Source organism: Paenibacillus sp. Dod16 (assembly GCF_049893405.1).
Taxonomy (GTDB): domain Bacteria; phylum Bacillota; class Bacilli; order Paenibacillales; family Paenibacillaceae; genus Paenibacillus_AQ.
This window is the reverse complement of record NZ_JBNDYG010000043.1, coordinates 1-13,020: the sequence shown is the minus strand read 5'-3', so window position 1 is coordinate 13,020 and position 13,020 is coordinate 1. Positions and strand designations below refer to the sequence as shown.

At 48.0% G+C, this 13,020-nt stretch carries 14 protein-coding genes and 1 pseudogene; 3 read left to right on the top strand and 12 right to left on the bottom strand.

All coding sequences use genetic code 11. The annotated features are described in order from the left end of the window. Positions 1–91: 91 nt before the first annotated feature. Positions 92–646, top strand: a complete 555-nt coding sequence (locus ACPV3A_RS27830; RefSeq protein WP_426202839.1) for a helix-turn-helix domain-containing protein — start codon at positions 92–94, stop codon at positions 644–646. A 56-nt stretch (positions 647–702) separates the two neighbouring features. Here ACPV3A_RS27830 and ACPV3A_RS27825 read toward each other — a convergent pair whose 3' ends face one another. From ACPV3A_RS27825 to ACPV3A_RS27795, 7 genes are all read right to left on the bottom strand, one after another. Next, positions 703–1,479 carry an ABC transporter permease gene (locus ACPV3A_RS27825; RefSeq protein WP_426202636.1) on the bottom strand — a complete coding sequence of 259 codons (777 nt, stop codon included), beginning with the start codon at positions 1,477–1,479 and terminating at the stop codon, positions 703–705. A gap of 15 nt (positions 1,480–1,494) precedes the next feature. Beyond that, a complete protein-coding gene (locus tag ACPV3A_RS27820) occupies positions 1,495–2,274 on the bottom strand; it encodes an ABC transporter ATP-binding protein (protein ID WP_194542528.1) in 780 nt (259 codons plus the stop codon). A 13-nt stretch (positions 2,275–2,287) separates the two neighbouring features. Then, a complete protein-coding gene (locus tag ACPV3A_RS27815) occupies positions 2,288–3,241 on the bottom strand; it encodes an ABC transporter substrate-binding protein (protein WP_426202836.1) in 954 nt (317 codons plus the stop codon). A 52-nt stretch (positions 3,242–3,293) separates the two neighbouring features. Beyond that, positions 3,294–4,748: an aryl-sulfate sulfotransferase gene (locus ACPV3A_RS27810; protein ID WP_426202635.1), complete on the bottom strand. Its 1,455-nt coding sequence runs from the start codon at positions 4,746–4,748 to the stop codon at positions 3,294–3,296. Positions 4,749–4,776: 28 nt separating this feature from the next. Next, on the bottom strand, positions 4,777–5,319 hold the full coding sequence (locus ACPV3A_RS27805; protein ID WP_426202834.1) for a MarR family winged helix-turn-helix transcriptional regulator: 543 nt from the start codon (positions 5,317–5,319) through the stop codon (positions 4,777–4,779). 288 nt (positions 5,320–5,607) lie between these two features. Further along, positions 5,608–6,981 carry a hypothetical protein gene (locus ACPV3A_RS27800; protein ID WP_426202832.1) on the bottom strand — a complete coding sequence of 458 codons (1,374 nt, stop codon included), beginning with the start codon at positions 6,979–6,981 and terminating at the stop codon, positions 5,608–5,610. A gap of 140 nt (positions 6,982–7,121) precedes the next feature. Next, a complete protein-coding gene (locus tag ACPV3A_RS27795) occupies positions 7,122–7,604 on the bottom strand; it encodes a GNAT family N-acetyltransferase (protein WP_426202633.1) in 483 nt (160 codons plus the stop codon). A gap of 203 nt (positions 7,605–7,807) precedes the next feature. Between ACPV3A_RS27795 and ACPV3A_RS27790 the strand changes: the two are divergent. Continuing rightward, positions 7,808–8,876: pseudogene (locus ACPV3A_RS27790) on the top strand (DUF4261 domain-containing protein). Between the two features lie 190 nt (positions 8,877–9,066). Here the strand turns inward: ACPV3A_RS27790 and ACPV3A_RS27785 are convergent. The 5 genes from ACPV3A_RS27785 to yedE form a co-directional block, all read right to left on the bottom strand. Then, positions 9,067–9,804 (bottom strand): ABC transporter permease, encoded by a 738-nt coding sequence (locus ACPV3A_RS27785; protein ID WP_426202631.1) that lies wholly within the window; start codon positions 9,802–9,804, stop codon positions 9,067–9,069. Then, positions 9,801–10,532, bottom strand: coding sequence for an ABC transporter ATP-binding protein (locus ACPV3A_RS27780; protein ID WP_426202830.1), 732 nt, complete (start codon positions 10,530–10,532; stop codon positions 9,801–9,803). Before ACPV3A_RS27780 ends, ACPV3A_RS27785 begins: the two co-directional genes overlap by 4 nt. After that, complete coding sequence (locus ACPV3A_RS27775; RefSeq protein WP_426202629.1) at positions 10,532–10,972, bottom strand: helix-turn-helix domain-containing protein; 441 nt, start codon at positions 10,970–10,972, stop codon at positions 10,532–10,534. Before ACPV3A_RS27775 ends, ACPV3A_RS27780 begins: the two co-directional genes overlap by 1 nt. Positions 10,973–11,128: 156 nt before the next feature. Continuing rightward, the gene (gene yedF, locus ACPV3A_RS27770) at positions 11,129–11,356 is read right to left on the bottom strand and encodes a sulfurtransferase-like selenium metabolism protein YedF (protein ID WP_015735163.1); all 228 of its coding nucleotides are present in this window, start codon (positions 11,354–11,356) and stop codon (positions 11,129–11,131) included. Beyond that, positions 11,346–12,578: a selenium metabolism membrane protein YedE/FdhT gene (gene yedE / locus ACPV3A_RS27765; protein WP_426202626.1), complete on the bottom strand. Its 1,233-nt coding sequence runs from the start codon at positions 12,576–12,578 to the stop codon at positions 11,346–11,348. The genes yedF and yedE overlap by 11 nt, the downstream gene beginning before the upstream one ends. A gap of 201 nt (positions 12,579–12,779) precedes the next feature. On the opposite strand from yedE, the gene ACPV3A_RS27760 reads away from it, so the two are divergent. Next, positions 12,780–13,020, top strand: a 241-nt coding sequence (locus tag ACPV3A_RS27760; RefSeq protein WP_426202625.1) for a hypothetical protein, incomplete at its 3' end; no start/stop codon positions are given.

Genomic DNA, 13,020 nt, shown 5'->3' with positions numbered 1-13,020 from the left:
GTAGTAATAATTGTACGTTATAGCGTCTGTGCGTTATAATTATACAATATGTATGTTATAACGCACAATCTAAAAAAGGCGGTGTATGATGTTGAAGCCGATTCATTTAATATTGGCGAATAATATGAAGCTGCTAAGGGAGCAAAGGAAGCTAAGCCTGGATAAAGTCGCGGAGATGACGGGGATCAGCAAAACGATGCTGGGCCAGATCGAACGAGGAGAATCGAGTCCCTCTATAACAACCGTATGGAAAATCGCGAACGGGTTAAAGCTTTCTTTTACGTCTTTGATTAATGAGCCTCAATCCGAAACGGTCGTGGTATCCCAAGAAGAGGTGCAAGCGCTGGTGGAGGATCACGGAAAAGTTCGAATTTATCCTTATTTCCCTTTTGAGGATGGGCGGCGCTTTGAAATGTATTCATTAGAAATGGACTGTGGCGGTTATTTAAGTGCAGAGGCTCATATCGAAGGGACGGAGGAGTTTATTACCGTATTCGAAGGGGAGCTCACCATTCGTATCGATCAAGAGGAATATACGGTAAAGCAAGGGGAATCCATCCGGTTTAAGGCCTATAAACCGCATGTTTATCATAACTCCGGCTCCTCCATGAACCGGTTAAGTATGGTGATCCATTATTCCAATTGAAAAAGCCGCAGCCCCTTCATAAGAGGGAGCTGCGGCTTCGTATAATAGCACTACGTTCATCTACGTAGCGAGTTCGTACTAACCACCCCGTAACGGGACAACAACTTGCGCCCGAGCAGACCTACGGCACGGTCCGTTATGAACCCCATCAATCCCAGACAAATCAATCCGACAAAAATCCAATCCGTACGGAAGAACAAACGTGAATTCCAGATCAGATACCCCACGCCTTCATTCGAAGCAATCATCTCTGCCCCGATAATCGCCATGAACGAGGTTCCCATGGCAAGCCGGATGCCGGTGAACATAAATGGGATCGTTGCAGGAATGATGACATGTTGCACAATCTGCCACTCGGATGCCCCCATGCTGCGGGCGGAGCGAATCTTATCCTCTTCTACGGATAACACACCCGTCAACGTATTTATTACCACAATAAAGAAGGTTGCATACAGAATAAGCATAACTTTCGATGTTTCCCCGATGCCGAACCAGACCAGAAACAAGGTGATGAAGGCAATCGGCGGAATGAACCGGATGAAATTGAGGAACGGTTCGGCGAAAGCGCGGATCGGCCCTACCTTCCCGATGATAAGTCCGGCCGGGATTGCAAGCAGGCTGCCGAGGGTCCATCCGAGCAGCACCCGGTACGAACTAATCCCGATATACTGAATCAGGGTGCCGTCCATCAACAATTCATATCCGCCCTTGGCGGTATAGATTGGACCTGGCAGAATTTCGGGCCCATACGCAAGGGAAAGCAAATGCCAGACGCCAAGACCAGCAATCCACACCAGAATATGAAGCGACCATTTCTTAATTTTCTTGCTCATGGGTTCCCTTCCTCTCTACTCGTCAAAATGCGATTGGATTTGGTTGTACAGCGCATGGAAAGCCGGATTAGATATATCTCTCGGATAGGCGAGAGGCACCTCGTAGATATCCGTTATTTTTGAGGACGGACCCGCTGACATGATGCCGATACGTCCTCCAAGTAGTAGAGCTTCCTGAATATCGTGCGTCACGAAGATGACGGTTTTATCCGTGTCCTGCCATATGCGTACCAACTCTCTTTGCATCGTCCGTCTTGTCATCGCATCCAATGCGCCGAATGGTTCATCCATGAGCAAAATCGCTGGATCATTGGACAATACCCTTGCCAGCTGTACCCGTTGTTTCATACCGCCTGACAGTTCGCGTGGATATTTGCTCTCATGCCCCGCAAGACCCACTAACGAAATAAACTGGCTGGATATGTCCTTTCGCTTCGCGGGAGGTATTCGCTTCATCCGAAGTCCAAATTCCACATTTTCTCTTACGGTCAGCCATGGGAACAAGGAGGAGTCGGCTTGCTGAAATACGACGGCGCGATCCTGGCCCGGACGGTCCACCTCCTTCTCGCCTACTCTCACCTGACCCGAAGTCTTGGATACAAAGCCGGCGATCAGACTCAGCAGCGTCGACTTGCCGCACCCGCTTGGACCCAGAAGAACAAAGAACTCGCCGCCTTTTACCGCCAAGTTGACGTCCTGGATAATATAGTGCAAGTCACCTGCCGAGGTTTGCTGCGCGTAACTTTTATTCAACTGTTCAATATGGATTTCATTCTGCCTTGACGCTGCTCTCATCGTCTTCATCTCCTCACTTCAGTTCAAGGACTCGATCCGGGAATGCTTCCCTCACCAAATCCAAATTCAGTTTCTCGTTCATCTCGAAATCCTTTTCGATGATGCCGTTATCCACCATATATTCCTTCTGTCCCTGTAATCCTTCGTAGGCTTTTTCCGTAAAACCAAGATTCCATGGATTCTTCGGCAGATCTTTTAGCGTCGCTTCTCTCGGCTGCTTGACCTCTTCATACATCAGATCCGCCGTTTCCTCCGGATGCGCCTGGGCATAAGCTGACGCCTCATCCAGCGCTTTCAGCAGCGCTACGAAACCTTTCTTGTTGCTGTTGAGCAATTCATTCGAAGCGATCAATCCGGTACCAAGCCTTACGGGTGTCTTGGACATATCCGACATTTCTTTGGCTTCGGTAAGCGCACCAAACTTCTCGTTTAGCACTGCTCCATATACCCAAGTGGCGTCAATGTCGCCTTTTTTGAGAGCCACATACGCCTCGTCGAAACCTCCCTGTCCGATCAGTTCCACATCCGAGAGCGCAACTCCGTTTTCGGCCAAATACACATCCCAAAGATAGGGGATGAAAGTGCCTCTTGAGAAACTTAACCTTTTCCCCTTGAGATCCGCAGCGCTTCCAATCTCTTTACGAACGAACAGCTTCCATTCGCTCGCACTTAAATCCGTTGCCGTTCCTGATGAAGCAAAGATGGAGTAATCGCCTTTGCTGACAGCGTTCAGGAGCGGGAAGTCCGCTCCGAACGCAACGTCGACCTGTTTAATGAATAAGGAGTTCACGCCTTCAGCCGGCGTAGCGAAGTTTACCAATTCGGCATCAATTCCGTGTTTGTCGAAGAAACCCTTGCTTTTTGCCACACGAAACACGGTATTGGTGGAAATGTCCGCGATTTTCAGTTTGAACCGATTCCCCTGCTGCTCACCCGAAGCATTGCTGCACCCGCTTAGCATACTCATGATAAGAATCACCGACAGCATCCGAAAACTCCATTGCTTCAAAGATTGATGTCTACTCATCCCGATCCCTCTCTTTATGCACGACTTCATCCGTTCTGGCCACGCAAAGCGCGCCCTCACCGTATGAGATTGTACCTTCGACTTCCACGCTTGTAACGGCACCTCTCGGCGCGGCCCCCGGCAGACGGTAATCGGCAACATCCAGCGGGGCAATCTCCGTCTCAACGGGCAATTCAAGCTGAGGAACCCATTCATATGGAACCCGGTATGCGCGATAGACCATATTGGAGTTGCGGCTGTTCTTATAAGGCGAAATATATTCCCACACCAGCTCGAATTCTCGTGTCACTTCGAATATTCGCCCGTCAGCCCCTTCGGTAATCAGGGTGTTGCCATTGGGAAGCCGCTGTGCTGAGCTGATATACGGGCTGTAAAAGCGGTAAGAGTCAAGCGGAGCCTGGAATCCGGCTTCCGTCGGCGTATATTGCCATTCAATCTCTAAAGTAACGGGGTTGATTTCCAGGATGCGCGAATGGTCACGCCGAGCTATTTTCAATCCATCTGCGGCTTCCGGATTCGGCTTTCCGTAACCGCCCCAACCCCCATTATCAAAGATCAAAATGTTGCCCTCGCCCGGAAGGCCCTGCGGTATGAGATGGGCATGATGCTGGCCGATAATCCAGCCGATATGCTTCGTTTCCTCCGTGGAATAATCGGGGCCAAGCTTCCAGACGATGTCCCCGGTTTTTTTATCAATGATGGCAATAATATTCGTTTCCCTGGCATCCCAGATTATATTATCGGGATGAAAGCGTTCGTCTCCCTCATCATAAAATCGGTTAGGCCCGAGCACCGAAGCCGAATTAATGTGCATCCAATCGCCCGCATGAGCTCCAAAGCCGCGGGTGTTCGGATCGCGGGATAATGCGAGCTTAGCATCCTCATCAAATCCCAGTTCATCAAAGTGATCGCTGACGGCCCATTCCCACACCACATTTCCTTCCCAATCCACTTCGATGATCGTATCATCCAGCAGCTCGATGTCGGATATCTCGGGACGCTTCACATTCTTGTGGGCCAGAATGAGCGTATTTCCCGAATCCACCTTCGGATCTTGCCCTGGAACATAATAACCGACGGGATTGCCCTCACGCTGATAATCGTGATGCTGGCGTGCCATCCACTGCGGCGGATGCCCCGGATCCTCTATGTATTCATAACGGTCAAATTTCCAGACGATATTGCCGTCCCAGTCGACCTGCACCAGATTTGTTTCATCCTGAAACCCGTATTTCGGGTCGCGCTCGGAGGTGCTTCCCAGCACGTAACCACCCGGAAACAGCTTGTTGGGAAATCCTCGAAGCCCTTTCCACAAATGAACCTCTCTCCCATTCATGTCAATGAGGAGAGCTCCTGTATCCGCTGCTTGATATATCGTGTAACCGCTCCAAGTCTTCTCCGGATTATAAACCGTTGTACCTGTTGGATAAATCGTCGGGTGTCCCATCGTCACAACTTCCTTTCAAATTTGATTTTTAGTAAGAAATAAAGGCATTTGAACGTTTCACGGAACCGCGATTACCTTGAACATTCCTTTCGTTTGGCTCGGTAAATATTGCACACTGTTGAAGCACGGAATCCGAGAAACCTTCAAGATGTTCATGAAGCTGTTTAAAATAATGAATGAGTTCCCTGAGCTCCTCGTGCGAGAATGCGCCGAAAATGAGGTCAATCATATACCCGCCAACATTTTCATTACGCTGCAGCATCTCTCTTCCTGCTTCTGTAATTTCTAAGGCAATCGCTCTCCGGTCCGTCTTGCTACGCCTTCTGATCGCGAACCCGGAAGTCTCCAGCTTGTCGCATATCGCCGTTACAGCTCCGGATGTGAAGTCGAGCTGTTCCGCCAGTTCGCCAAGCCTCTGCTCGCCATTCCGGAATATCGTGTTAAGAATCAACAAGCCTGGCAAGGATATGCCTTCTACCGAAATCTTGTCACGTTCTTTGACAAACCTGCGTACCACCTTGCGAAAATGCCAATCGGCCTCCTCCAATAAGTCCCAATTCTTCTCTTCCATGTCGCTCCTTTCTCGGGTCATGAACCTCCGTTTGCCGGTCATTATCCCCCATCGCTAACTCTTAAAAATACAGAAAGACCCCCATCTACCCCTTTCGTCGTACTAACGACTAAGGAGTAAACAGGAGCCTTTGGTGGACCAATCGGCTGACATTATCCTTCAATGCTAAGATAATGAATGGTCATTTAATGATGACTGAAGGGTGATACATGTGGCTAGATTAAACCAATTAATTCCACCTGTCAAGTAGGAATTAAATAAAGTTCATCCAGGGAGAAATGAGCAGCATTATAAAAAAGACAACCGCGCACCCATTTGACGGATATGGTTGACGTCCGCAAACAAGATAAAATAATTGTAGAACGTTTCCCCGATCTGCACAGGGCGTGGGTATCTTACGATCAGAGCGGACTGCTTATTCATCTCGGCTGGCTGGTCGGCTGACGGGAAAATGAAACACGCGTCTTGATGTTGCACCTTCACATGGATAATAGTTGGTGATGAGCCGTAGGGCATTAATGGATGAAAAGCCTCAGCGTGGCATACTTCGGTAATAGGGTCACTCGAGGAAATTGCGGATACCTGAAAAAAACCGTCGGCCCCTTCGTATCTTTCTTCACTTACCTGACGCCAGTTTGCGGGATATGGAAAGGATACCCGATAAACGAGGCTGGTGAAAATGTTTTCCGGAAGCCTTCTGGCGCGAGGAGACCACTGCACGGCGGTAATACGCCCGCCGCTGACGACGTTCACCGGCATCTGATCCCTGATATCCACGATCCAGAGCTGACTAGCGCTTTCAACACCTCCGCATCCCGACAAATACGCGATTTTCGCACCATCCGGCGACCAGCCGACAGGGGTGGCAAAACAGTCGGAAACCGCAACCGTCCTTTGATTCTGTCCGGTGCGGCTGTCAATCTGGATAAGAGAATAATAATATGGCTCTTCATAAGCGGTTGCGCTGTAGGCGATGTTCTGGGAATCCGGTGACCATGACGGAAAATAGTTTTTGGCGAGCGGTCCGCCTTCCAGCGTATAGACGGTTCCGGTTGCCAAATCGACAGTTGATATCATGGAGATGCTTGCACCGGGGAATGTATAGAGTGCGAAGGCACCGTCCGGGGATATCCGAACGTTATGGAGCGGTCCATTCGTATTCCGTGTGATTTGTCTCCGATTCGTGCCATCGCTCCGCATGCGGAAGAGCTGCGTAATGCCGCTGGCATCCGGAGCCGCAAATAGAAGCTCTGTACCCGAAGGGAACCATTGGACATCGCTAGCTCCAGGCTCTGAGATGGTATAGCTCCGATGTGTGAACGTATCATAAACGACGATTCGGCCGTTTTTAACATACACCAGCGACCGGTTATCAGGAGACCAGTCCAACAGCGTGTAAGGTTCGATTTGGTCAATTCTGGCTACGGTAAGCGTGGTTGTATCCAGCAAGTGGACAACATTTCCAATTCCGATAAATGCAATTCTCCTGCTGTCGGGCGACCAATAGGGAACGGAGAATTCCGCGCCAAGTCCCCGGGTAAGTTGAACATGAAGTCTATCCTGCGGTCGGTACAGCCAAATGTCGAACGATCCGGCACGATTCGATGTATAGGCGATCCACCCTTGATCTAGATCACGAGAAACAGCTTGCAAGGCCAACATCCTCTCTTGAATCATCTGATACTTCAGATATATTCAGTGGAGGACGGTTAGGCGACCGTCCTGATCGGATTTATATCGAGCTTCTTCATTTTTATTTGATTGGCTCACCATGCGTATGTGTCGTATTTTCGAACGAGCTGTTAGGCATTAAATTCAATTGCAGGGTTACCTGAATACGTTGTTTCGGAATATTCGCCGATCGTGTATTCTGAGATGATTTTTGTCCAAAATGCTTGGGCTGACCGATTTTTTCCCAACCAGGCAATACTCCACTTGCCTTTAAACATTTTGAATACTTTAAAGGCTGCTTCCTTACCAATTGCCTGCTTTCGGTATTTTTTTAAGATGAAAAATTCCGCCATGGAGTAGTTTCGAGTGGAATCTCTTGCTGTTTTTATTTCTCTCACCAATACAAATCCGGCCAGCTTCCCTGATTGTATAACAAAGTAAGGATGCCGCCCCTCTTCCGTCCAGTAATGGTCTAAATACTTATAATCGTACAGGCCAAATTCATTAACGTCATTCTCACTCTCAGCTTCATATTGACTCATATCGTATTGATAGAGTTCCATAAGGTTACGTAATATTGTTTTCTGTTCATATGAAACCTTTAAAAGTTCCACCTGCCCACCTCCTTGATCTCTGTATGGATGTAAAAATATATTCAACATGGTGTGTATGGATCCTGCCCATATTTGAGAATACGGCAGTCGAGGATCATTCTCTCATTGGTAATGATTTGCCTTTTTCTAGTATTGCTCAACTCCATGATGATTGGTAGAATATAACAGTTATATTATCGTACATATACAAGGAGAGGAACACAATGACAGTTCAACAACAAGCAGCAATGGATTCCATGATCGAATGGCTGGCAAATGAACAAGAGCTCGGTCATAAACCCAGCAAAATCGAAAAAGACCCTGTTTGGCAAATGGCTGGTCGGTGTCTGTGGCGGTTATGAAAATCCGTCAGACACCGAGCATTGCGGACATGTATTCAGTGAGATGCAGTCCTATCATTCTGCCACGGCGGAACAGGAAGCTGTAGCCATGGTTAACATGATTCGTGAGTATTGGATGAAACAGGCGGCGCTCTATGAGGCAGGGGAAGCTCCAGAGAATAACCCGACGGACTCCAACGAATCTTCCGGTATATTTAACGGCTTCGTTCTGTTGAACTCATCGGAATGCGACCTGGAGCAGATCAAAGCAAATCTTCAGCACGATTGGAATATTTCCTCTTCCCCGGAGAATGGCAGCTCCGAAGAGGAAAAGGAAGGTATTCTGGTCTTTGAAGCAGACGGCTGCATGGTCGCGGTCAGCTTCGTTGATGCTCCGGTACCGGATGGCGAGGCTGAGCATTACGCGCAAGGAAACTACCTGTGGCCAGAGGCAGTAGAGGTAACCAAAACCCATGTCAGTCAGCTTATTCTGGCTGTGTTTTCGCGTGCTGCCTCCCCGCTTGATAGCGGCAGGATGTACACCAAGCTGGCGGCGAGCTGTTTAAAACTGCCTAATGCCGTCGGTCTCTATTCATCCGGCACGGTATTTCAGCCCGAGCTCTTTGTGGAAATGGCTGAAACCATGAAATCCGACGATCTGTTTCCGCTGTTAAATCTCGTATACTTCGGGCTCGTACGCACGGAATCCGGAGTCAATGGTTATACCTATGGACTCAGAGCCTTTGGTAAAGACGAGATCGAAGTGCTGGACAGCCAGGTAACACCTGCCGAGCTTCGTGAATTCCTGATGGATATTTCTTTATATATCGTTGAACAGAACGTCACACTAAGGGACGGGGAAACCATCGGCTTTTCGGCGGAACAGAAGCTGCCGATTATGCGTTCCGACGGGGTTTATCTTGATGGTGACACACTTAAAATCAAATTCTGATTCAAATGTGATCTCTCATATTAAAAAGGCTCTCCAATTATCTTGGAGAGCCTTTTTAACTACAGCCCGTAGCTTGCCCTAAGAATTTATATCGTTAAAACAAAAGCCGTTCGACCCAGCGACTTCTCAAGTGTGTATGTACTAGTTCTTGTAGTAGTTATGGTCGTCCCTTCATTAAAGAGTCCATCCTCTAATCGTTGTCACCACTCATTTTCTTCCTAAACGCGAAAATGGCTGCGACCATGATAACCGCTGAATATCCAATCACCCACCACAGATGAGGTAAGATCGAAGCATATTCACCTGAAATAGCGGCTCTTCCCGCGTCAACCGCATGGGCGAAAGGGAGAACATACGCGATCTCTTTAAACCAACCACCGACAAGATTCAGATCAAACCAAGTACCGCTAAGCCATGCACTAAGATTCGTCAATAACGCTCCACATATACCGCCTACCTGCTTATCATTAAATATACTGCCTGTCAGTAACCCGATTCCTATAAACAATACTGCTGTTGGAAGGAGCACAATAACGGAGAGCATGACATTCAAAGTTACTTGCAGACCCAAGAAAGATGCCGCAACAAAGGTTATGGCAACTTGGAGAATCGCCATTGGAATTAATGGTAATGTGTATCCCAAGATATAATCCGGTGCTGTTAGCGGACCCGTATACAATCTCATCAAAAATGAGGAACTTCTATCTTTGGCTATGAGCATCCCAGAGAAAAGTGAAATGAAGGAGAAACCGAACACAGCAACGCCCGGAACAAGATGATCAATGACAAATAGTTCAATTTCAATATTCTGTTGAAGGGCTGTGAGCAGCAGCAGAATAACCAATGGGAAGCCGATGCCAAATGCCAAATTCAGTGGATCCCTAACCATTTCTTTGCGGTTTCGTGTGGCTAATGCTGCTGATCTCATCCTGTTGCCTCCTCAAATGCAGCTAATGATACAAATGCATCTTCAAGTGTTAGTGTGTTTGTCTTTGCTGTTAATTCTGCAGTAGTTCCAACTGCCTTTAATCTCCCTTTCGCCATAATCCCGATTCGATCCGAAAGCGCTTCTGCTTCCTCCATATGGTGAGTTGTGAGAATGATGGTGATTTTTCCCTTCAGTTTTTTAACAGCCGTCCAAAGCTGCCGTCTTGCGATAACATCCAGTCCGAGTGTGGGTTCGTCTAGGAAAAGGATCGAAGGGTTGGAAATCAGGGCCATTGCAATACTAAGGCGTCTTTGCATTCCTCCTGATAACGTTTTGGCTTTATCTTGAGCCACCTCGCGAAGACTAAAAGTATCCAGCATTTCTTCCACCTTAACGGCTATAGATGGACGTTCAAATCCGTAAACTTTTGCAATAAACTCAAGATTCTCTTTCACAGACAAATTCCGAGCAACAGCCGTTTCCTGTGGGGATACATTAATTTTTTCTTTCACTGTATACGGATTGGTAACGACACTGTCCCCTAACAGAGCGGCGTCACCGCTACTCGGCTTACTGAGGCAGGTTAGCATCTTAATCGTTGTCGTCTTTCCTGCACCATTCACGCCAAGCAGTGCAAACAGCTCGCCTTGCTCGATCTTAAGATTAAGAGAATCAACCGCGGTTTTGGTTTTATATCTTTTTGTTAAATTCATCGTTTGAATGGCAATCACTCATCTTCCTCCTCGTATGTCTGCGCATGTAATATATCCTCTGCAAACTGCAGCAAGCCTTCGCTTTTCATGATGGCAATTCCCTTCTGCGCCTCATCACCCAGAACCACCAGGTTATCACCGTGGCGTATATCGAATATTTCCCTGGCTTTTTTGGGAATTACGATCTGTCCTCGTTCCCCGACCCGGACCATTCCAAAGATATGTTTTCCCTTTGGCCGAAGGCCGATTTCTGAATGCTTATCGGAATAATGGACCAGATCATCCAGTACCACGCCATACAGATCTGCCAAAGCTGTGCAATGCTGAATATCCGGTACGGTCTCTCCATTTTCCCATTTCGCAACCGCTTGTCTTGACACGCCGATCTTTTCGGCAACCTCTTCTTGTGTGAATCGGTGCCTTTTTCGCAATTTCTTCAAATTCATACTAATCATATGGATCACATCCCTTTTTCTCATTATAAAGTCATTTTCAGAGTAAACCACCAATCAAGGATAACATCTCATGTTGCTTTCAGTTGCAGCAGAACAGTCTCACATAAAAAAGCCCCCTGTCAAAGGGAGGCTTTATTCGCGATTATGATCATCGTATTACGCCTGGATAAACAGGCTGAATTCCTGGCCGTTTTTGACCGGCTCCTGTGCCATGGTATAGCCGTGTTTGACGACTTCCTCCGGCACGTTCCGAAAAGCGGACGGACAGTCCGAAATGACCTGAAGCGTCTGCCCTTTTTTCATATCACGGAGTGTTTCGAGTGTGTAGATGACCGGGTAAGGACAAGATTCCCCCCGGAGATCCAGTGTGAAATCAACGGACATGGGTTGCATCCCCTTTCTTGAATCCAACGCCGAAGCGGTAGTTTTTTTGCCAGTATGCGGCGACAGCGAATCCGCCCCCGAGTACAAGCAGCGTAATGATCAATGCACCCGCCGGACCCATGGCGGTGATCAGGTTGATAGGCGAGCCGCTCTTCACGAGAAGGTTAAATATCCCCATATGATCCCATGCATATGCCAAAGCAGTTGCACCTATTATATTGCCGATAAACACAGGTAAAAAGACAACTTGTCCCTCCATCAGCCGGTACATCATGCCGGTTTCGCAACCGCCGGCCATAACAATACCCAAGCCGAAGAGCAATCCGCCGATAAAGGTGCTTGGGGCGGCAATTTTTGTAATCGGGTCCAGACCGTATACAAGAATAACGATAAGTGTAGCGACAGAGCTGACTGCCATACCGACGGCAATCGCTTTTGTCATCGTAGCCCGGCCGCTGATCCACAGATCGCGGAAAGCGGAAGTAAAGCAGATCTGCCCCCGTTCGATCAGAATACCGAATGCCGCTCCGAAAAGGGCGGCTGTCCCCAACATCGTGCGACCTGTTGCGTAAAAGTATACGATCAGCGCGATGTACGCAAGACCTAGCACACCCCCCAATAGGGGTTGCCGGTTCTTACCCGTTTTAAGGGAAGACACGGTACCGCCCATTTTCAAGACGGGCTTCCCTTTCCACCATCTTGTGTTAACCAGCCGAGCACCTAAGAATGTGCCCGCGCCGGTAGCAACGATAAAGATCCAGGAATGAAGGGAGAATTGTGGGACGCCGGTAAAAAAGGCTGCGAGATTGCAGCCCAGAGCCAGCCGGGCTCCGAAGCCCGCGATGATTCCTCCGGCAAATCCCTGAACGTACCGCCGTTTCTGTCTCGGCATTCGGATCTTGAAATTGCTGCTCAGCAGAATCGTAATGAGGGCTCCGATAAACATGCCCCATACGATCCAGCCGTCGGTCCGCGTCCAAGTCGTTCCGTTCATATGTACGAGGTCGAAATACGCCCAATCCGACACATCTACCCCGATGAATTCCAGAATATGTCCCCCGAAACGGGTAAACTCACCGGTTACCGCCCACACCGTATGGGTGATTCCGAAGTAAACCGCGCTGAGAATACCGGCCAGAGCCATAACCAGATAAGGGCTCCAATAACTTCCGAACCATGTTGAATATAACTTTTTCACTTGCCTCAATAACTCCTCTTCCATAAAGTCACGACACTCATCTATGGTAAAACCCGCACATTCCATTTTACTATAAAAACTGCAACGCAGGGATGAAAATGTTCATGCCATTACATCGTTAAAACAAAAAAGCCGCGTTTGTGGTATTATCCCCTTTTAGTAGACAAGAGAAAAAAGACATCTGTTAAGATGGACTTAATCTTGCCTAACGAAGGGGATTTTTTCATGGCTAAAAAAGGACAAACTTACCAACGGTACTCCTTGGAATTAAAATTGGAGGCGGCCCGGCACATCGTTAAAACAAAAAAGCCGCGTTTGTGGTATTATCCCCTTTTAGTAGACAAGAGAAAAAAGACATCTGTTAAGATGGACTTAATCTTGCCTAACGAAGGGGATTTTTTCATGGCTAAAAAAGGACAAACTTACCAACGGTACTCCTTGGAATTAAAATTGGAGGCGGCCCGGC